At 40.5% G+C, this 19,791-nt stretch carries 18 protein-coding genes; 3 read left to right on the forward strand and 15 right to left on the reverse strand.

Annotated elements, in window-relative coordinates; genetic code table 11:
• Nucleotides 1-185: 185 nt before the first annotated feature.
• The 7 genes from JCM9140_RS17855 to JCM9140_RS17880 all read right to left on the reverse strand — a co-directional run bounded on the left by JCM9140_RS17855 (nucleotide 186) and on the right by JCM9140_RS17880 (nucleotide 6,548).
• Nucleotides 186-1,004 (reverse strand): creatininase family protein, encoded by an 819-nt coding sequence (locus JCM9140_RS17855; RefSeq protein WP_034749736.1) that lies wholly within the window; start codon nucleotides 1,002-1,004, stop codon nucleotides 186-188.
• Nucleotides 1,005-1,022: 18 nt separating this feature from the next.
• Nucleotides 1,023-2,075, reverse strand: a complete 1,053-nt coding sequence (locus JCM9140_RS17860) for an ABC transporter substrate-binding protein (protein WP_034749773.1) — start codon at nucleotides 2,073-2,075, stop codon at nucleotides 1,023-1,025.
• 30 nt (nucleotides 2,076-2,105) lie between these two features.
• Nucleotides 2,106-2,732: a hypothetical protein gene (locus JCM9140_RS25305; RefSeq protein WP_369384456.1), complete on the reverse strand. Its 627-nt coding sequence runs from the start codon at nucleotides 2,730-2,732 to the stop codon at nucleotides 2,106-2,108.
• On the reverse strand, nucleotides 2,672-3,460 hold the full coding sequence (locus tag JCM9140_RS25310) for an FAD-binding oxidoreductase (RefSeq protein WP_369384457.1): 789 nt from the start codon (nucleotides 3,458-3,460) through the stop codon (nucleotides 2,672-2,674). The genes JCM9140_RS25305 and JCM9140_RS25310 overlap by 61 nt, the downstream gene beginning before the upstream one ends.
• Nucleotides 3,461-3,740: 280 nt before the next feature.
• Entirely contained in the window at nucleotides 3,741-4,535 is a 795-nt protein-coding gene (locus tag JCM9140_RS17870) for an ABC transporter ATP-binding protein (protein ID WP_034749739.1), read from the reverse strand.
• A 28-nt stretch (nucleotides 4,536-4,563) separates the two neighbouring features.
• Nucleotides 4,564-5,418, reverse strand: coding sequence for an ABC transporter permease (locus JCM9140_RS17875; protein ID WP_034749741.1), 855 nt, complete (start codon nucleotides 5,416-5,418; stop codon nucleotides 4,564-4,566).
• A 503-nt stretch (nucleotides 5,419-5,921) separates the two neighbouring features.
• A complete protein-coding gene (locus JCM9140_RS17880) occupies nucleotides 5,922-6,548 on the reverse strand; it encodes a cyclase family protein (protein ID WP_235715397.1) in 627 nt (208 codons plus the stop codon).
• A gap of 227 nt (nucleotides 6,549-6,775) precedes the next feature.
• On the opposite strand from JCM9140_RS17880, the gene JCM9140_RS23945 reads away from it, so the two are divergent.
• Together JCM9140_RS23945 and JCM9140_RS17885 are read left to right on the forward strand one after the other, a co-directional pair.
• On the forward strand, nucleotides 6,776-6,943 hold the full coding sequence (locus JCM9140_RS23945; RefSeq protein WP_156314922.1) for a hypothetical protein: 168 nt from the start codon (nucleotides 6,776-6,778) through the stop codon (nucleotides 6,941-6,943).
• Nucleotides 6,934-7,431 (forward strand): hypothetical protein, encoded by a 498-nt coding sequence (locus JCM9140_RS17885; protein WP_052002367.1) that lies wholly within the window; start codon nucleotides 6,934-6,936, stop codon nucleotides 7,429-7,431. The genes JCM9140_RS23945 and JCM9140_RS17885 overlap by 10 nt, the downstream gene beginning before the upstream one ends.
• A 976-nt stretch (nucleotides 7,432-8,407) precedes the next feature.
• Here the strand turns inward: JCM9140_RS17885 and eno are convergent.
• The 8 genes from eno to rpoN all read right to left on the reverse strand — a co-directional run bounded on the left by eno (nucleotide 8,408) and on the right by rpoN (nucleotide 18,036).
• Nucleotides 8,408-9,697 (reverse strand): phosphopyruvate hydratase, encoded by a 1,290-nt coding sequence (gene eno / locus JCM9140_RS17895; RefSeq protein WP_034749747.1) that lies wholly within the window; start codon nucleotides 9,695-9,697, stop codon nucleotides 8,408-8,410.
• A gap of 111 nt (nucleotides 9,698-9,808) precedes the next feature.
• A complete protein-coding gene (gpmI, locus tag JCM9140_RS17900) occupies nucleotides 9,809-11,344 on the reverse strand; it encodes a 2,3-bisphosphoglycerate-independent phosphoglycerate mutase (RefSeq protein ID WP_034749750.1) in 1,536 nt (511 codons plus the stop codon).
• On the reverse strand, nucleotides 11,344-12,099 hold the full coding sequence (gene tpiA / locus JCM9140_RS17905; protein ID WP_034749754.1) for a triose-phosphate isomerase: 756 nt from the start codon (nucleotides 12,097-12,099) through the stop codon (nucleotides 11,344-11,346). The genes gpmI and tpiA overlap by 1 nt, the downstream gene beginning before the upstream one ends.
• 48 nt (nucleotides 12,100-12,147) lie before the next feature.
• Nucleotides 12,148-13,332: a phosphoglycerate kinase gene (locus JCM9140_RS17910; RefSeq protein ID WP_034749757.1), complete on the reverse strand. Its 1,185-nt coding sequence runs from the start codon at nucleotides 13,330-13,332 to the stop codon at nucleotides 12,148-12,150.
• A gap of 90 nt (nucleotides 13,333-13,422) precedes the next feature.
• Entirely contained in the window at nucleotides 13,423-14,430 is a 1,008-nt protein-coding gene (gene gap / locus JCM9140_RS17915; protein WP_034749760.1) for a type I glyceraldehyde-3-phosphate dehydrogenase, read from the reverse strand.
• 56 nt (nucleotides 14,431-14,486) lie between these two features.
• A complete protein-coding gene (locus JCM9140_RS17920) occupies nucleotides 14,487-15,509 on the reverse strand; it encodes a sugar-binding transcriptional regulator (protein WP_034749764.1) in 1,023 nt (340 codons plus the stop codon).
• A 147-nt stretch (nucleotides 15,510-15,656) separates the two neighbouring features.
• Nucleotides 15,657-15,902 carry a glutaredoxin family protein gene (locus JCM9140_RS17925; RefSeq protein WP_034749785.1) on the reverse strand — a complete coding sequence of 82 codons (246 nt, stop codon included), beginning with the start codon at nucleotides 15,900-15,902 and terminating at the stop codon, nucleotides 15,657-15,659.
• Nucleotides 15,903-16,728: 826 nt separating this feature from the next.
• Nucleotides 16,729-18,036, reverse strand: coding sequence for an RNA polymerase factor sigma-54 (gene rpoN / locus JCM9140_RS17935; RefSeq protein ID WP_034749769.1), 1,308 nt, complete (start codon nucleotides 18,034-18,036; stop codon nucleotides 16,729-16,731).
• 339 nt (nucleotides 18,037-18,375) lie between these two features.
• Between rpoN and clpP the strand changes: the two genes are divergently transcribed.
• Entirely contained in the window at nucleotides 18,376-18,993 is a 618-nt protein-coding gene (clpP, locus tag JCM9140_RS17940) for an ATP-dependent Clp endopeptidase proteolytic subunit ClpP (protein ID WP_081727766.1), read from the forward strand.
• The last annotated feature ends 798 nt before the right edge of the window (nucleotides 18,994-19,791 follow it).

A 19,791-nucleotide genomic window follows, 5' to 3' on the forward strand; every position in this document is an offset into this window, starting at 1 on the left:
CAAAGCTCCCTTTTAAGTCCGAAGTAAACGAGCACTTTTTCAGTAGCTTCAATTAGAGGTAGGGGCAAGTGGCTTCCGCTTCATTTCACTTTGAGAATTAACCTTTCTACAACACTCCTTGCGAAAAGAGTCCTATTAAAAAAGGTAGGATTCACAACCCTACCTTTTGTTTGCGTTTCACTACCTTACGTTGATTTGACGGTTGGCTTTTGTTGAAAGCTTTCCATTTCAAACTCACTCATTGCTGCAAGTGTTTCAGCAATTTTCTTGCTTAATCTTGAAATGACTTCTTCTCCTTTTTCCTTCGTAGCAGCTTTTGCATTTCCGGAGATGCCTGATTCAGATAAATCATCAATTACCCAAGCTGCAAATGGGCCACCTTTTATATCCAACAACTCTTGGTGGTAAAATTCAGTTGGAGCAAGCTCCATATCAACCCAGCCTTCCTCAATCGCGAGCACGAGTGATGTTTCGACATCACCACCGTGAATGCCATATGTTAGCTCTTTCTCTGAAAACATCGATGTCAATTCAGAGCGAAAATCCATTGCATTCATACGAAACACCATTAAACCTGTTTCAATTCGAAGCTCGCGCGCAACCATGTTTAATAAATCGATATTGCCTCCGTGTGTGTTAAATAACACAATCCGCCTGAAACCACTAGCTTTTGCACTTTTGCCAATGTCGAGAATGACTTGCTGCAAGGTAGTAGCTGATAACGTCATCGTCCCTGGGTGACCAAGGTGCTCCGTGCTTTTGCCGTATGAAAGTGGCGGAAGCATCCATACTTGGTATTCTTGAGATAACAGCTGAAAAGCAGCTGATAACAGTCCTTCTGCAATTAACGTATCTGTGTAAACAGGCAAATGCGGACCGTGCTGTTCAACCGCCCCGACTGGCAAGACGAGTACCCCTTTTTCCTTGTCTAGTTCAGCGATTTCTTTTTTTGATAAGCGCGGCAAGAAACACTCTTGCCACGCTTTGCTTTTGTACCGATTCACGATGTAAGCCTCCTTGCTTTAGTTAAGGAACTCTGTTGTAAAAACGTCTTCTGCTGGGATCTCAGAATCTAGTAATCCTAGTTCAACCAACTGACCAATTAACTCTTCCCAACGCTCTGTACTCATATACCCAACACCGTTCTCCTCGGCATCACCGCCAAAGACAAGCTCTTGCATTTGCTCAGTTGCGTATTCCATTTGGTCAACTGTCTTCTCTGGTTCTAGCTCGATAATATAGTCATAGACTTTTGCTGGATCTTCTTTAAACGCTTCCCATCCTTTTGTAATGGCGTCTACGTAAGCTTGAATCACCTCTGGATGTTCTTCCATAAAGGCTTTTGTCGTAAATAGAACGTCTCCATATGGGGAGTAGCCAGAATCAGCAATCAGTAAATGACCTGTTTCGACTCCTTGTTCAGCAAGATAAAACGGCTCTGATGTCACATACATTTGAGAGGCTGCTTTTTCATTTGAAACAAACGCTGAGCTATCACCTGTATACACGCGGTTTTGATCTGCTTCAATCTCAAATTGACTCACTAAAAACTCCCAATACCCAGCTCCTGCTGCTGTATAAATTTCATATCCATCCGCTAAATCATCGTATGTTTCAATTGGTTGATCGGCATGGAACATGATGCCTTGTGGAGTCTTTTGGAAATTGGCAAAGAAAGCAACTAACGGGATTCCTTCGTTAATGGCATATAACACTTGATCCGCTTGCGCCATCCCAATTTGCGCACTTCCTGATGAAACAATGGAAATCGAAGAAACTTGTGGACCGCCTGGCTCTGTCGTCATCTCTAACCCAGCCTCTTCATAGAACCCTTCCATCGCTGCATAATATTGACCAGCATTTTCAACTTGCGGGAACCAACTTGTAATTTGCTTGATTTCAAAAAGCTCGGTAACCGCTTCTTCCTCTTCAACTTCCTCATCTACTTCAGTTGGCTCATCTACCGGCTCTGCTTCACCAGATGTAGCCTCTTCCGTTGAACCTCCACAAGCAGTAAGTAGCAAAAGCATGGATAGCATGAGTAAAAACAAAAACGAGTGCGCGTGTTTTTTCATCAATTGTTAAACCCCCTATTTTTTTATTTGTTAGTTAACCATTTGTTTTATTGCATCTTGTGTTGGCATTTTTTCTTGATTCAATAGATTATATGGATCATTCTCTTTCTTTTTGTTAGCAATCGATTCTAGCTGCAAATCCCAGCCTCCAGCACCAAGTAAATACGTATGTGGATCATTTACCGATGCTCCAATCTCATTAAAAAACTCGATGATCTCATACAACCTTTCTTTTGATTCGTATTTTACGAGTGGTAGCCCCGCTGGAACTAGACTTCCTCGATCTCGTAACCATTCAATATGAATGAGGACCTCATCGCCAAACTGTTCTTTAATAAGACCAATTTGTTTTTGAACATGATCTAGAGAAAAGAAATTTTGCAAATACGTCCATTTCTTATCAGCTTTTAAAGCCCAAAGCGTTGTATGGTTCCATGTAAAGTCGCTAATGCCAATTCCTTTTCGGTACGATTCAGCTCCGACTGTGTATAGGCTCTTGCCGTTAAACGTTAACGCATGCTCTTGCAAACGGTAATGATTTTCCTCTGCAATTTCCAGTAAGACAGCATGCCCATCATAACCTTGTAACGCCTTTTTCAACGGTCTAAAAAAAGTGGGATAGGTGCTTCTACAACCGATACGAGCCTCTTTTTCCATCTTGTTGCTTCTGCAATTGATTTGGAAAAGGCTAATGCTTCATGTAGATGGTCAAATCCAATCAATTCTTGAACCCATTTTGTCTGTTGCTTGATCGGAATCGTTACTTCTGTAATAATTCCCGTCGTTCCGTAACTATGGATGTAATCTAACAATTCCTCCCCTTCAAGCACTAACTCTGTAACCGTGTCATTCATCGTTAAGACCTTTGCACTAAGAACATTTCCATCCCATAAGTTCCCCCAAGTTACCGAGCCAATGCCACCAGATCCTCCCGCTATAAATCCACCAATCGTTGCCTTCACAAACGTTGACGGATAAATCGTTAACTCTTGATCTGTCACATGAAGTTGCTTTTCTAAATCTCGAATGCGCATGCCAGCTTGAACAGTGACAAACCCATCAGCAATTTTGATCACTTGATTCAATTTGCTTAAATCAACGACTAGTCCCCCATTCATCGGGATCGCTTGGCCATAATTACCTGTTCCAGCTCCTCTCAAAGTGACGGGAACTTTTTCCTCAACAGCAAGCTGCAATACATTTTTCACCTTTTCATGTGTGTCTGGTATCACGACATAGTCCGCTTCCTTGTCACGAAGCTCAGCATCTAAAACCGGAGAATACCAATAATAATCCTTTGATAGTTTGCTAATGGTCTCTTTTTCTACAATCACATCTTCTACCTCAACTGTGCTACGCAGCTTCTCTAGGAATCTCTCATTCATTCCCGATCACCATCTCCTCTCAAGCATATGAACCTTTCAACTAATACATCGTAAGAGTAATAGAAATAGTGTGAATTTTGTTGAAATTAGTAAGATTTCTTAACACCTTTTTTATGTTTTCTTTTTCTTTTCTTGGTTGCTTACTAGCACTACATACACTGCTACACGAGGCCTCACTTCATCAATAAAAAAATTTAATTTTCCTGATGACAGAAGAAAATCTAACAAACATAACAAAAAAAGCTGTTGAGAGGAATCTCCCACTCAACAGCCTTCGCTTTTAATGTTGCAATCCTTTAGATATTTCCCCAACTAAATGACTAAACTCTGGTGTACTCCGGAATGTCTCATTTCGATCATAAGGGGGAACTTCATGAACATCCGTAATTCTTCCTGGTCTCGCACTCATTACAGCTATTTTCGTTGAAAGAAAGACCGATTCAAAAACATTATGCGTGATAAACAAAACAGTCATGCCTGTTTTTTCCCAGATTTTAAGGAGCTCATAATGTAAATTTTGTCTCGTCATTTCATCAAGTGCCCCAAAAGGCTCATCCATTAGTAGTAGTTTCGGTTTGGCAATAAGGGACCTAGCAATGGATACCCTCATCTGCATTCCACCTGACAATTGACGTGGTAGAGCCTTTTCATACCCCTTTAAACCAACCATTTCAAGCACTTCTTTTCCTCGTTCATGACGTTCTTTTTTGGACACGCCTTTTAATTCAAGAGGAAGCGAGACATTATCTAATACTGATTTCCATGGTAATAATGTCGCATGTTGAAAGACAAATCCCACTTCATTTCGGTCCATCACTGTTTCTTTTTTATCAGGACTGATCATTTCGACCTTGCCTGATGTTGGATCACTTAACCCAGCAATGATTTTAAAAATCGTTGACTTCCCACAACCGGAAGGCCCAACAAATGAGACAAATTCCCCTTCTGGTATATCAAGACTTACTTCACTAAGTGCTGTGATTGAACCATTGTATATTTTGCTAACGTTGTTAATCCGCAACATCGATTTTTTTTCAACTAACGCTTCTTTCGTCTCAAGAGTAGCTGTTTGCATGTTTCATTCCCCTTCCTATCACCATCTTTTATTCTTGTTCCATTTCTGACTCATGCCAAGATCCTAAGAATAATCTTGAAACGTAGCTTACAATCAAGAAGAACGCAATACCAAGGACAGCTGCTGATAAACCTAATGCAAATAAGTAAGGAGTTTGCAATCGTGAAGCTGCGACTGTAATCGCATATCCTAATCCACCAGCTCCACCACCAACACCGGCAATGTACTCACCAACAATGGCCCCGACAACCGCTAACGTACACGAAATTTTTGCACCTGCAATAATATAAGGCAATGCTGCTGGAAAACGAAGCTTCCACATAACCTGCCATTTAGAAGCGTTATATAAGTAAAATAAATTTTTCATATTATGATCCGTTGCATTTAAACCAATAAGCGTATTGGACAACATCGGGAAAAACCCGATCGTAAAGGCAATAATCACGATGGCATTCATGCCTGAACCAAACCAAATGACAATGATTGGCGCAATCGCAACAACCGGAATGGTTTGCAAAATGATTGCATAAGGATAAAAACTTCTCTCAACCAGTTTGGAGCTTGCCATTAAAACGGCAACACCAATTCCTCCTATGACACTTAATACGAAACCAGAAACAGCACTAATAATGGTTGTCGTTAGGGCGGTTGATAAATTGCTCCAATTGGAGACCGCAGCATTAAAAATATCAGTCGGTTTAGGTAAAATATAATGAGGGGTTCCAATTAATGTGACAATAACCTGCCAAAAAACGATGAACCCAATCAACGCGATTACTGGTGGAAAGACTTTTTTCATCCATTCACTGCTTTTTTTGCTGACGGCTGTTACGGCTGGATTGTTTACGACAACTTGACTGCTATTCACGGCTTCTCTAGACATGCTTGGCACCACCTTTGTTTTTGTTCGGTATACTTGACCCCGTCTGAATGTTCATCCCAATTTCATTAATATTGCCTTTCTTCATTTCCCCACTCCTTATCCGTCGTTATTTCTTATAGTCACTAGTTACATTCCACAAAAATTTCTATAATTTTTAGATAATTCGAATATATGGATAGACTAATGGAAATTTTGACTTTTTTGTTGATTATAGTTAGGTTATCTTACATCTTTTTTAAAACCATTTTTTTAAAAAAGGCTGATATCAATTTGTACTTTTGTTATAATTGAACAATTTATCTTTCGTCTTTCAAAGGTTTTGGACGTTCTACTTGTAAGCATTTACTCCCTAGTAAAAAGCTCTTTTTCAAAATAAAAAACAGTTTTGATTGTTAGAAAAGTCGACATTCACTTTAACTAAAATCATGACTGTTTTTTGGTTATTTTTTATTCTACTAATAACGCCACTGCTCGGATAGGAGAGCCGGTTCCGTTACGAATTTTTAAAGGAAGTCCAATATACAAAAAGCGTTGATTGACAATTTTTTCAAGGTTGCATAAATTTTCTGTGTTCGTAATTTGGTATTCTCGCAGATGCGATGACCTGAAAATTTCCGATCATTTGATTGATCAATCGAAGGTGCATCCACGCCGATGTTTTTGACTCCGAGTTCTGCAAGCCATTTTGCCGCTTGATAATTCAAGCCAGTATGAGAGGTAAACCATTCTTCCGTTCCGTATGAACGTTCATAATGCCCTGTATGCAACAACACAATATCCCCTTCTTCAATTTTTTGACTGGAAGCTTTCATTGCCTCTTTTAAGTCCCGTTTTGTAATGAATTTCTCAGCTGGAATAGTCGATACGTCTAAACAAATTGCAGGACCGTAAAAAGAGTCTAGATCCATCTCATCAATCGTCTGACCCTCTGGATCATATTCATAAATAGCATCACTATGAGTTGGAACGTGCTCATTTAAAATCAAACCATTGGTGGCAAATTCGAAGCCTAATTTCTGCTTCGTCACATCATGTGATATATTTTGAAAAATGACCGTTTGCTGTTGCGTGGACAAACAAGGCATTCCTTGGTAGATCTCTTGTGATAAATCAATTAGTTTTGTTGTCATCCGCGGCTTCCCCTTTTGTTAGAGTTTTTAACAAATCAAATGCTAATTAATACCAATCTATATAGGCTAAGAGTAAGATAAATCGGTCGATTCGTGGGAAAAACAGTTACGTTATCTCACATAATTATTATTCAAGGTCGAAATGGACTCTTTTCTCTACTACTTACTTTTAAATTCGTTTTATGTGGGTAAAGTGTTATTAGAGAGACTAGAAGGAGGGGTTTTATATGAAATATTTATTTATCTTTTTTACAGCTATTCTGTTAGCGAGCTGTGCTGAGACAGACGTGCAAGAGCCCGTTCAAGAAGAGCCTACTGAAGCTATTGAGGATATTGAGCATCCTGATGAAGGTAATTCTGCAAATGAGGATGAGCCAAAAAAGAAATGGGGTTAGAAGAAACCGCCGATCACATTGTTACTTTGTTAAGAGATCAAGAGATGGAAGCATTAGCTGACTATGTTCATCCAACAAAAGGGGTGCGGTTCTCACCTTATGGACATATCAATGTGGATGAGGATAAAGTACTGTTTGCAGAACAACTCGTAGAAGTTTGGGAAGATGAGACCGTGTATCATTGGGGTTACTTTGACGGCAGCGGTCATCCAATTGAAAAAACATTCCGTGACTACTACGACCGTTTTGTGTATGACCACGATTATGCAAATGCAGAGGAAACCGCGGTGAATGAGCGGTTAGGCGACGGCATGATGATTGATAACAGTGATGAGATCTATCCTGATGCTGATATAGTAGATTATTATTTTTCCGGCTTTGAAGAAGAGTATGAAGGAATGGACTGGCGAAGCCTACGAATTGTGTTAGAAGAGCAAGATGGGAAATGGTATCTTGTTGGCATTATTCATGATGAATGGACGATTTAAGGGCGGGATGAATGACTTTTCTGACTTGACGTAACAGCGGGAATTCATTCATAAAAATTAGTCATATAAAAATCTAAATGATTTATTTTTTAATACCGTCTTCGTATACTTTTCACTTTTCCTTAACCCTCCGTTCCATTGCGCTGCAGGCACTTGCTTTCCGCGGGGAGGAAGCCAAGCCCCCACCACGACGTTCCGTCTGTGAGGTCTTGCCTTTCCCTCTATTCCCGCAGGAGTCAAGTGCCTTCCGCTCCATTCCACTTTATACATATCTAATGCCAATTGTACATTAATGCTTCCGAAAAGAACCTCTTTAAAATAAAATTCGATTCGTTATGAATTCGGTATTTGTCATTTCAAATTGGACAGATAAACTCCTCATTCCTTATCAAATGAAGAAACAATAACACTTAGTCCATATATGGGAATTTATGAACTGGTTGTAATTAAAGATAATTTGCTTCCTCATGTCAATGAACTTGTTGATTTTTGATTCATACTAAAGTGGGTTAAAATTAATATGCCTTTGAAAAGGAGATAATAAAGAGCAGCTTAGTTATTCAAATGATCAAGATGATCAGCATGAACACAAAGCCAGTCCCGTAATAATATAGAAGCAAAAAATAGTGATTGTCTACGTGTTTGCCCTACGCTAGTTAAGAGCATTCTCTTATTTTTTAAATTCATTGGTAAAGCTGTAATTCATTTTCCCTCTAAGTGTAATGAAGCGCAAGCCACTCGACTCCTGCGGGAAATAGAGGTAAGGTCGAGACCCCACAGGCGCAGCCGAGGAGGCTCGACACCTTCCCGCGGAAAGCGAGTTGCTGGAGCGTAATGGAACGAGCCTCGGACAATAGGTTTTATCTAAGTGAAAAAAATATTGATACACTCACTAGCGAAGGTATGTCTGGAGCAGTAATTGGAGCGATATTCAAAAAACCGTACCTCTACATCAGAGGTACGGTTTTCTTATTGCTTATTTTTTCAAGTTATAGAATGCTTTTAAGCCGCCGTAAGTTGCTACGTTAGCTAGCTCGTCTTCGATGCGAAGAAGTTGGTTGTACTTCGCCACACGGTCTGTACGAGATGGAGCACCTGTTTTGATTTGACCAGCGTTTGTTGCAACAGCGATGTCAGCGATTGTTGCATCTTCTGTTTCACCAGAACGGTGAGAGATAACTGCTGTGTAACCAGCGCGCTTCGCCATTTCGATTGCTTCAAATGTTTCTGTTAATGTACCGATTTGGTTCACTTTAATTAGGATTGAGTTACCAATTCCTTTTTCAATACCTTCAGCAAGTTTTGTTGTGTTTGTAACAAACAAGTCGTCACCAACAAGTTGAACTTTACCGCCAAGCTTTTCAGTTAAAAGTTTGAAACCATCCCAGTCGTTTTCATCTAAACCATCTTCAATTGAGATGATTGGGTATTTTGAGCAAAGATCTTCGTAGAATGTAACCATTTCTTCAGATGTAAGGCTCTTGCCTTCACCAGTTAAGTGGTACTTTCCATCTTCTTTGTTGTAGATTTCAGAAGCTGCAACGTCCATAGCAAGTTGAACTTCTTCACCTGGCTTGAAACCAGCTTTTTCGATTGCTTCGATGATTGTAGAAAGAGCTTCTTCGTTTGAAGAAAGGTTTGGAGCGAATCCACCTTCATCACCTACAGCTGTGTTGTAGCCTTTTGATTTAAGTACAGATTTTAAGTTGTGGAAAATTTCCGCACCCATACGAAGAGCTTCGTGGAAGTTTTCAGCACCTACTGGCATAACCATGAATTCTTGGATATCAACGTTGTTATCAGCGTGCTCTCCACCATTGATGATGTTCATCATTGGTACTGGAAGTTGCTTCGCGTTGAATCCGCCAAGGTATACATATAAAGGTAAACCAAGAGCATCAGCAGCAGCATGAGCGACAGCCATAGATACACCAAGAATTGCATTTGCACCTAATTTGCTTTTGTTCTCCGTTCCATCAAGGTCGATCATTAATTGGTCAATGCCAAGTTGATCTAAAGCGTCGAAACCGATTAGCTCAGGAGCGATAACTTCATTTACGTTATCTACTGCTTGAAGAACTCCTTTGCCCATGTAACGCTCTCCACCATCACGTAATTCTACTGCTTCGTACTCACCAGTAGACGCACCACTTGGTACTAACGCGCGTCCCATTGCACCTGACTCAAGGTATACTTCTACTTCAACTGTTGGATTACCACGAGAATCTAATACTTCGCGAGCATAAACATCTGTAATCATTGTCATTGTAAAGTCACTCCTTAAAATTTATCAATTTATTTTCGGTTAAAATTTGTTTTTTCATGCAGTCAAACGTATTGTAATTCAATTGTTTTTCAGCAATTCCTGCTAAAAAAATTATTTTTTAATTAATGAAACACCTGTCATCTCTTCAGGTTGTTTTCCACCTAGAAGTGTTAAAACAGTCGGTGCCAAATCCGCAAGCTTTCCGTCTTGGCTTAATTCAATTCCGTCTTGCGTCACAATGACTGGTACTCGGTTTGTTGTGTGAGCTGTCATTGGCGTATCTTCAAGCGTGATGACTTCATCTGCATTTCCGTGATCAGCGGTAATAACAGCTGCGCCACCTTTTGCGATAATCGCATCAACGACTTTTCCTAGGCACTCATCAACCGCTTCAACCGCTTTGATGGTCGGCTCAAGCATTCCTGAGTGTCCAACCATGTCAGGGTTAGCAAAGTTTAAAATAATCGCATCATGCTTATCCGCCTCAATGTCTGCAAGCAACGCGTCCGTTACTTCGTATGCACTCATTTCAGGCTTCAAATCATACGTAGCTACTTTTGGTGAATCGATTAGAATTCGTTCCTCACCTGGGAACGGCTCTTCACGTCCGCCACTAAAGAAGAACGTGACATGTGGATATTTTTCTGTCTCCGCTATGCGAAGCTGCTTGTAGTTTTGTTGTGATAACACTTCTCCAAGCGTGTTGTCTAGATTGGTTGGTTTGAACGCAACAAATCCATCAACGGTTTCACTAAATTTCGTTAAGCATACATAGTGAAGATTTCTTGGATGCATGTCCCCGCGGTCAAAACCACGGAAGTCTTCGTTTGTAAAAACTTGAGACATTTGAATTGCTCGGTCCGGACGGAAATTAAAGAAAATAACTGCATCATCATCTCCAACCGTTCCAACTGGTGTTCCGTCTTCCTTTGTTATAACAGAAGGAATAACGAACTCATCATGAATCTCATTTTTGTAGTTATCTGTCACTACATCAATAGGATTTGTGTAAGCTGGACCTTCTCCGTATACCATTGCACGGTATGACTTCTCCACACGCTCCCAGCGACGGTCGCGATCCATCGCATAGTAACGTCCGTGAATCGAAGCAATTTCTCCCACACCTAAATCTTCTAATTTGCTTTGAAGAGCTCGAATGTAAACTTCAGCTGAAGTCGGACCTACATCACGTCCATCAAGGAAACCGTGAACATAGACTTTCTCGACGTTTTCACGCTTCGCAAGTTCAAGTAGTGCAAACAAATGCTCAATGTGACTGTGAATTCCACCATCTGATAGAAGACCATATACATGAAGAGCGCTCTTCTTTTCTTTCACATGGTTCATCGCTGCATGAAATGTTTCGTTTTCAAAAAAGTCGCCTTCGCGAATCGATAAATTCACGCGTGTTAAGCTTTGATAAACAATACGGCCAGCACCAATGTTCAAATGCCCTACTTCAGAATTCCCCATTTGACCTTCTGGCAAACCAACCGCTTCCCCTTGTGCTTCAAGAGTTGCATGCGGGTATTGGTTCCAGTAACGATCAAAGTTCGGTTTCTTCGCTTGAGCTACTGCATTCCCTTTTACTTCATCTCTCATCGCAAAACCGTCAAGGATGATAAGAGCTACTGGTTTCTTACTCATTATTTACCTTCCTCCAAAAGTGAAAGGAATGAATCAGCTTCAAGACTCGCGCCACCAACTAGTGCACCGTCGATATCAGACTGAGCCATGTATTCTTTAATGTTTGCAGGTTTCACGCTGCCGCCATACTGAATACGAACTGCTTCCGCTGCGTCTGGTGAAAATGCTTCTGCAACCACTTTACGAATGTAAGAGCACACTTCATTTGCATCTGTTGCAGAAGAAGATTTGCCTGTACCGATTGCCCAAATTGGCTCATAAGCAATAACTGTGTTTTTCACTTGATCTTCTGTTAGACCAGCTAAACCAGCTTCTACTTGTACTTTTACAACATCGTTCGTTTTACCAGCTTCACGCTCAGCATCAGTTTCACCGCAGCACATGATTGGTACTAAGTTGTGCTTGAATGATGCGTGAACTTTTTTGTTCACCGTTTCATCCGTTTCAGCAAACATTTCACGACGCTCAGAGTGTCCAATGATGACGTAGTCAACGTTCATATCTGCTAAAGCAACTGGACTAATTTCACCTGTGAATGCACCACTTTCTTCAAAGTGTACATTTTGAGCACCTACTTTTACGTCTGTGCCTTCTGTTGCACTAACTAAACTTTCTAAAAATAGAGCTGGAGCGCAAACAACAGCATCTACTTCACTGTTCGCTGGAACGCTTGTTTTTACCGCTTCAACAAATTGCTTTGCTTCGCCAAGCGTTTTGTTCATTTTCCAGTTACCTGCAATAATTGGCTTACGCATAGTCTGTCACCTCTTTATTAGATTAAGACGGGATTTTCTCCCCTATAATTATTTATCGTTAAGTGCGACAAGTCCTGGAAGCTCTTTGCCTTCCATGAATTCTAGTGACGCACCGCCACCTGTTGAAATGTGGCTCATTTTACCTGCGATCCCAAACTTCTCAACCGCTGCAGCAGAATCTCCACCACCGATGACAGAATACGTATCTTGACTGTCAGCAAGAGCTTCCCCTACACCACGAGTTCCTTTAGAAAATGCTTCTAATTCGAATACTCCCATTGGTCCGTTCCAAATAACAAGCTTTGATTCTGAAATGACTTTACGATATGTAACAATCGTTTTTGGTCCGATATCAAGCGCTTCCCAGTCAGATGGAATTTCATCGATGTTTACTACTTTGATGTTTGCATCATTTGAAAAATCATCTGCAACCGTTACATCTACTGGCATGTAGAAGTTCACGTTGTTTGCTTTTGCTTTTTCCATAAATGTTTTAGCAAGATCAATTTTGTCTTCTTCTAGCAATGATTTTCCAACTTCATGACCTAGTGCTTTTACGAAAGTATAAGCAAGTCCGCCACCAATAATTAAGTTGTCTACTTTGTCTAAAAGATTATCGATGACACCGATTTTATCTTTTACTTTTGCTCCACCGATAATGGCTGTGAATGGACGCTCAGGGTTTGATAGTGCTTTACCTAAAACATCTAATTCTTTCTCCATTAAAAGACCGGCAACAGCTGGTAAGTGGTGAGCAATTCCTTCTGTTGAAGCATGAGCACGGTGAGCTGCACCAAATGCATCATTTACGTATACATCAGCAAGTGCTGCAAATGCTTTTGCTAATTCAGGATCGTTCTTTTCTTCACCAGCATAAAAGCGAACGTTTTCAAGTAGTAAAACATCGCCTTCTGCAAGAGAATCAGCAGCAGCTTGTGCTTCTGAACCATAAGCTTCGTCTACTTTTTTGACGTCTTTTCCAAGTAACTCACTTAAACGAGCAGCAACTGGAGTTAAACGTAGCTCTTCAACCACTTCGCCTTTTGGACGTCCAAGGTGAGAAGCTAAAATGACTTTTGCTCCTTGTTCAACTAATGCTTGGATTGTTGGAATCGCAGCACGAATACGCGTTTCATCCGTTACTTGTCCATCCTTCATTGGTACGTTGAAATCAACACGACAAAATACTTTTTTTCCTTTAAGGTCAATATCACGGATCGTTTGTTTGTTCATTTGGCTAGACCTCCTGTATGGATAGCGATTTTTTACAGCGGAAAGAGGAGGAAACTTCTATAATCTTCCTCCTCCACCAACTGTTACTTATTATAGTCCTTGCTTAGCGATGTAATCAACAAGATCTACAACACGGTGAGAGTAACCAGACTCGTTATCATACCAAGAGATTACTTTAACCATGCTGCCTTCCATAACCATTGTTGAAAGAGCATCGATTGATGAAGAATGTGGGTTACCATTGTAGTCACTAGATACTAGTGGCTCTTCGCTGTAGTGAAGGATTCCTTTTAATGGACCTTCAGCAGCTTCTTTAAGTGCATTGTTTACTTCTTCAGCTGTAACGTCTTGGTTTAACTCAGCTACTAAGTCAACTAAAGAAACGTTTGGAGTTGGTACACGCATTGCTCCACCATTTAATTTACCTTTAAGTTCAGGAAGAACAAGAGCAACAGCTTTTGCAGCACCTGTAGATGTAGGAATGATGTTCTCAGCAGCTGCACGAGCACGACGGTAGTCCTTGTGTGGAAGGTCAAGGATTTGTTGGTCATTTGTGTACGAGTGAACTGTTGTCATCATACCACGCTTGATTCCGAATTTATCGTTAAGAACTTTTGCAAATGGTGCAAGACAGTTTGTTGTACAAGAAGCGTTAGAGATAACGTGGTGGCTTCCAGCGTCATACTTGTCTTCGTTAACACCCATTACGATTGTAATATCTTCATCAGATGCAGGAGCAGAGATGATTACTTTCTTCGCGCCAGCTTCGATGTGTTTTGCAGCATCTTCACGCTTTGTGAAGAAACCAGTTGATTCAACAACAACTTCTACTCCACGGTTAGCCCACTCAAGTTTCGCAGGGTCACGCTCTGCAGAAATGTTGATTTCAGTTCCGTTTACAACTAAAGAGTTGCCATTTACAGATACTTCAGCATCTAAGTTGCCGTGTACTGTGTCATATTTAAGTAAGTGTGCAAGCATGTTCGCATCTGTTAAGTCGTTGATTGCTACAACCTCTACTGCAGGGTTGTTTAAAGCTGCACGAAATACGTTACGTCCAATACGTCCAAAACCGTTAATACCAATTTTTGTTGCCATGTTCAAATCTCCTCCTAGTATCTTAAAAAGAATTTATCTAAAAGAGCAATGCCCTTTTATCTACTTTGTAACAATGTCTCTGCAGCTGCTTCATCGGTGATCAACACATCACTAGGTTGATACTTCATGTAAGCCGAAATCGCTTCTGCCTTTGATGCTCCACCTGCAACTGAGATAACATACTTATCTTCCCCAAGATCATCGAGCTGTAACCCAATCGTTCTTTGCTTATGAATGGGTTCTCCACTTCGGTTAAAATAAAAACCAAAAGCCTCTGCTACAGCCTCTTCCCTATTCAGCTTGTCAATAAACGAATGTTGTGAATCTCGTCTAGTGGCCATCATTTTTGCATCTCCAATACCATGGATGACAGTACAAGCTGATTGAATCAGCTTTAGGATGTCCTTAACAGATGGTTCTAATACAAGAGATGAGTATGCTTCTTCACTAATTTGATCAGGGACATGTAATAAGCGATATTGTGCACCTGCTCGGCTCGCAAGCTCTGCACTAATGGTGTTCGCTTGGTTTTCTACTTGCTCTCCAAGTCCACCTCGCGCAGGAACGAAAACAACTTCCCTCGTTTTTGCATCAGGCTTCATCATTTCTGCAACCGCAGCAAGCGTCGTTCCACCCATGACAGCCACAACATCTTTTGGCTTAATGATGGCTTTTAATTCGCTAATACAAGCGCGCCCCATTTCGCGTTTGACCCACTCGTCGTTGTCACTATTTCCAGGTACAACAATGACTTGGTTAACACCAAGCTCCTTCTCTAATTGAGCTTCTAACTCCCTTAGACCTAAAAGCTCCTTCATCATTCCTTCTAACTTCTCAAACAATTTTTCACCTTCTTCGGTAATGCTCATGCCCGAAGTCGCAAAATGTACAAGGCCTTGATCTTTTAAAAAAGTAACTTCTCCTCGTAATACCCGTTCTGAAAGCTGTAAGTTAGATGATAAACTTCTTCGTCCAATCGGTTGCATTAATTTAATGTAGTGAAGGATTCGGTAACGCTTGACCATCACATCAAGCAAATCAGGTAATAATTTTTTTTGAATATCTAATAATGAATTCATAGAGTCAATCTCCTTTGATTAGGATGGACTCAATATGTCCCGCATAGACGTTTTCAGTCCCATTATCGGCAAAAAAAATACCACGAGACCAAATTCCTCATCCACAAGTACATATTACCAAGGATAGAGTCCTTTCACAAGTTATATTTACCCATTTATCTCAAGTAAACGCTTTCTTACCTTTTCTTTTGAGATTTGACCAAAATCTACCTCTTCGTTATTAATTAAAATGACCGGAATCATGATTTGGTATTTTTCCAGAAGCTCGTCATCTTGATAAATATCAATGACGTTTATCTCAAAATTAAATTCTTCGGCTAGTGGTTGTATTTTTGCCAGTGCCTTGTCGCATAGTGGGCAGTCAAGCTTGGAGATCATTTTAACTTCTAACATTTTTTTCACTCGTTTCTTTTTAGTATGTACAAAAGAGTGAGGAGCACTCTTTTGGAAGGAAAGATATTTAGGGATGGCTCGGGTTGTGTTCTTCCCAAATTCGTTCCATTGCGCTACAGCCACTCGCTTTCCGCGGGGAGGTGTCGAGCCTCCTCGGCTGCGCCTGTGGGGTCTCGACCCTACCTCTATTTCCCGCAGGAGTCGAGTGGCTTTCGCTCCATTTCACTTAGAGAAATAATGTTTTTGCACAGAATAACCCTTACGAAAAAAGAGCATTAAGAAAATAGTCTTTTATAAAAGAAGCGGGTTAAATTCTTCGGCTAGAAAACAGGAAGCAAAAAGTACAAAGCTGTATAGATTCAGAGAAGAAACTAAGTTTAGTGCATTGGGATAAAACCTGTATTCTGAGATTACTGAAATACTTTATGGTAATTTTGCATCCTCACACTGCTTCGTTTGTTTTAATAAGCGATTTCCGAAAATTTCCCCACTAAGTGAAATGGAGCGGAAGGCACTTGACTCCTGCGGGAAATAGAGGAAAGGCAAGACCCCACAGACGGAACGTCGAGGAGGCTTGGCTCCTCCCCGCGGAAAGCAAGTGCCTGAAGCGCAATGGAACGAACCCCAATAAAGGTAGATATTATGGCTTCGGACTTAAAGAAAAAGGAAGGTCGCCTTTCCTCTCATTCATTTCTATCCCGTTTGCAATGGCTTCGCTCGCCGTGCGCATTTTGAGAAGTGCGCTCAAAACGCTTAAAAGATTACGGCGGCTCCGCTCATTGCTTCGGACTCAAAGAAAAAGGAAGGTCGCCTTTTTCTTTGAGTCCTAATACCTCTTCCTTTTCGATGAGGAGGGGATTCCTAGTTCGTCTCGGTATTTGGCGATGGCTCTTCGGGAGACGGTTGTATCTTTTTCTGATTGGAGCCAGTTAACGATTTTTGCATCGGATAATGGCTTTTGTTTATTTTCTCCGGCAATTAATTGTTTCATCCACTCTTTGATCATTTGGCTAGAGGTGGCTTCTCCTAAATCATTGTGGACCGATGATGAAAACAATGACTTTAATTCAATCATTCCACGCGGTGTATCGGCAAATTTATTCGTGGTTGCCCGACTCACAGTTGATTCATGAACGTCAATTTCTTCTGCGATCTCTTTCAACGTTAGCGGCTTAAGAATACCATCTTTTTTTAAGAAATAGTCTTTTTGATGCTTCGCTATTGCTTCTCCGACTTTTAGGATAGTTTGTTTTCGTTGATGAATGCTTTTCATTAACCATTGAACTTGTTGAATTTTTTGTTTCGCATACTGACTTGCTCCTGCGTCATCTGAACTACGAAGCAATTCTTCATAATGCTGATTTAATCCGACATTTGGAATGAGGTCATCTTCTAAATGGACAAGAAGTTCACCTTCGTATGGGACGATTCGAATCTCGGGACGGACAAATGAAATCGGATCAGCTATATACTGAGAACCTGGTCTCGGGTCTAATTTTTGGATGATATCATTTGCTTCCTGTATTTCTGCTAATGTGATGTTCATGTCTTTTGAGATCTCTTTCCATTTACGTGAAGCAAAACCTTCCATATGAAACATAATAATTTGTTCAGCAATATGGTGATGTTTTTGCATTCTTTGCAGTTGTATTAGCAAACATTCTTGTAAATTTCTTGCCCCTACCCCAGCTGGATCGAATTGTTGAATTGTTTCTAAGTGGTATTCCCCTTCCTCAATCGATAGCTGTAAGTCTTGACATACTTCTTCAATTGGTCTTGATAAATAACCATCGTCTCTCAAACTGTAAATCATGTAAGTTAGCTCTTTTTTCTCTTTATCGGAAACCGTTAACTCTTGCAACTGTTTTAACAAAAAATCGTGTATACTCGTACGGTCAATATAGGCATAATCAATCGGAGAGGCTAATTCTTCAGTGTTTTTGATAGGACTAGAATACATAGGTTCCTCTAATTTAGGTGGTTCCTTGACTTCTAGCAGTGGGTTTTCAAGTGATTGCTCATGAATAAACATCGTTAATTCAGCAGCTGAATATTGCAACAGGTGAATTGCCTGACGCAGCTCTTGAGTCATGACCAAATTTTGAGTTTGTTGTTGAAACAGTCCAAACTGCACTTTTTTGCCCCCCTTCCATTATCTGAAAAACGTATAAGCATTACTTTGTAAGCGCTTTCTAATCCTTATGCCTTTTATAGTCTATTTCATTCCTCTATTATATAGGAAATTCATATTTATCACTATGTTAATGATGATACTCGTTTAGATTATTTAAAAACGGATATTATGAAAAGAGGGTTTAATTCACTTCATATTGAATAGTATGTAGTAAGAGGTTGTTCAAGCCAGTATTCTAAATTCATTGGCTAGTTTAAAATACCTAGTGTGAAAAAGGGTTTTTATTTGACCTTTTTTGACCAATTAAGTATGATGTACATAACAAGAATGTGAACAAAAATGTTCACCAATAGTAAAAAGGAGGAATTTTCGATGAACTTAATCCCTACAGTCATTGAGCAAACGAACCGAGGCGAGCGCGCATACGACATTTACTCTCGTCTATTAAAGGACCGTATCATTATGTTAGGAAGTGCCATTGATGACAATGTGGCAAACTCTATCGTAGCACAACTTTTGTTCTTACAAGCAGAAGATCCTGAAAAAGATATCTCGATCTACATTAACAGCCCTGGTGGTTCAATTACAGCCGGTATGGCGATTTATGATACGATGCAGTACATAAAGCCAAAAGTTTCAACTATTTGTATTGGTATGGCTGCTTCTATGGGTGCATTTTTACTAGCTGCTGGTGAAAAAGGCAAACGTTTTGCCCTTCCAAATAGTGAAGTCATGATTCACCAACCACTTGGTGGAACACAAGGTCAAGCTTCAGACATTCAAATTCATGCAAAACGTATTATTGAAATGCGTGAAAGCTTAAATAAAATCCTTGCAGAGCGCACAGGTCAACCACTTGAAGTGATCGAGCGCGATACAGATCGTGACAACTTCATGATCGCAGCAAAAGCACAAGAGTATGGCTTAATCGACAAAGTCATTCCAGCTACAAAATAATATAATGCATGAATGGAGATCCCAGTTTGGGATCTCCATTTGTTATTTGTCTATGATTTTTATAAAGAGTGCTGAATTAGAGTTTATTTCTCATAGTGCAATGAAGCAGAAGGCACTGAAAAAGTACTCTTTAACTTCGGGCTTGAATAGGAGCTTTGATCTCGCTCCCTGGATGGGGGGCACGCTTTCCGCAGGCGGGCGTTGAACTAACCGGCTGCGCCGGTGGATTTCAACCTGCCCTTCCCTCCTGCAGGAGTCGGCCCCCCATCCCGTCCGCTCTGTTGAGAGGAACGATAGGAATTCCCTACTCTTCAACGATCTCATCGTTGATGCCACACATATAAAAGCTCGTTATTATTAATGTAGGGACTTAGAGTCTTTGATTCTTGATTGGAGATCATCTGAATACCACCTACAAACATTTAATACATAATTATTAATCAAAAATGCATTGGAAAAGGTGAATCTTTTTTCATTTCCAATGCTTATTATGCTTGGGTGGATAGTATGAAAAGCTGATACTAGCAGGGGAATGACATGGAGACTCCCTCGTGTGAGACCCCGCAGGCGAGGAGGCTCACCAGGTAGCCGCGGAAAGCGGAATGGCATTCCCCTGCGGCAGTTAGACACTTTTTCAGTTGCTACCTCTATCTCTCAAAGGAGTCGAGTGGCTACAGCGCAATGGAACGAACGTTGGAAAGGCTACCAAAACACCTCTATTTGTTATTCGTCTTTGTTTTTTCAGAAGGGTACTGAATTAACGTCTTATCTCATAGTGCAATGGAGCGGAAGCCACTC

It is taken from the genome of Halalkalibacter wakoensis JCM 9140 (assembly GCF_000513095.1).
GTDB lineage: Bacteria > Bacillota > Bacilli > Bacillales > Bacillaceae_D > Halalkalibacter > Halalkalibacter wakoensis.

What these genes read in the sequence shown, in the direction of transcription:
- JCM9140_RS17910 (WP_034749757.1), bottom strand. Translation starts at nt 13,332, where the DNA reads ATGAACAAACAAACGATCCGTGATATTGACCTTAAAGGAAAAAAAGTA.
- JCM9140_RS25305 (WP_369384456.1), bottom strand. Translation starts at nt 2,732, where the DNA reads ATGGAAAAAGAGGCTCGTATCGGTTGTAGAAGCACCTATCCCACTTTT.
- JCM9140_RS23945 (WP_156314922.1), top strand. Translation starts at nt 6,776, where the DNA reads ATGAAATATTTATTTATCTTTTTTACAGCTATTCTGTTAGCGAGCTGT.
- tpiA (WP_034749754.1), bottom strand. Translation starts at nt 12,099, where the DNA reads ATGCGTAAGCCAATTATTGCAGGTAACTGGAAAATGAACAAAACGCTT.
- JCM9140_RS17875 (WP_034749741.1), bottom strand. Translation starts at nt 5,418, where the DNA reads ATGTCTAGAGAAGCCGTGAATAGCAGTCAAGTTGTCGTAAACAATCCA.
- JCM9140_RS17860 (WP_034749773.1), bottom strand. Translation starts at nt 2,075, where the DNA reads ATGAAAAAACACGCGCACTCGTTTTTGTTTTTACTCATGCTATCCATG.
- JCM9140_RS17920 (WP_034749764.1), bottom strand. Translation starts at nt 15,509, where the DNA reads ATGAATTCATTATTAGATATTCAAAAAAAATTATTACCTGATTTGCTT.
- gpmI (WP_034749750.1), bottom strand. Translation starts at nt 11,344, where the DNA reads ATGAGTAAGAAACCAGTAGCTCTTATCATCCTTGACGGTTTTGCGATG.
- JCM9140_RS17925 (WP_034749785.1), bottom strand. Translation starts at nt 15,902, where the DNA reads ATGTTAGAAGTTAAAATGATCTCCAAGCTTGACTGCCCACTATGCGAC.
- JCM9140_RS25310 (WP_369384457.1), bottom strand. Translation starts at nt 3,460, where the DNA reads ATGAATGAGAGATTCCTAGAGAAGCTGCGTAGCACAGTTGAGGTAGAA.
- JCM9140_RS17870 (WP_034749739.1), bottom strand. Translation starts at nt 4,535, where the DNA reads ATGCAAACAGCTACTCTTGAGACGAAAGAAGCGTTAGTTGAAAAAAAA.
- gap (WP_034749760.1), bottom strand. Translation starts at nt 14,430, where the DNA reads ATGGCAACAAAAATTGGTATTAACGGTTTTGGACGTATTGGACGTAAC.
- clpP (WP_081727766.1), top strand. Translation starts at nt 18,376, where the DNA reads ATGTTCACCAATAGTAAAAAGGAGGAATTTTCGATGAACTTAATCCCT.
- eno (WP_034749747.1), bottom strand. Translation starts at nt 9,697, where the DNA reads ATGACAATGATTACAGATGTTTATGCTCGCGAAGTATTAGATTCTCGT.
- JCM9140_RS17880 (WP_235715397.1), bottom strand. Translation starts at nt 6,548, where the DNA reads ATGACAACAAAACTAATTGATTTATCACAAGAGATCTACCAAGGAATG.
- JCM9140_RS17885 (WP_052002367.1), top strand. Translation starts at nt 6,934, where the DNA reads ATGGGGTTAGAAGAAACCGCCGATCACATTGTTACTTTGTTAAGAGAT.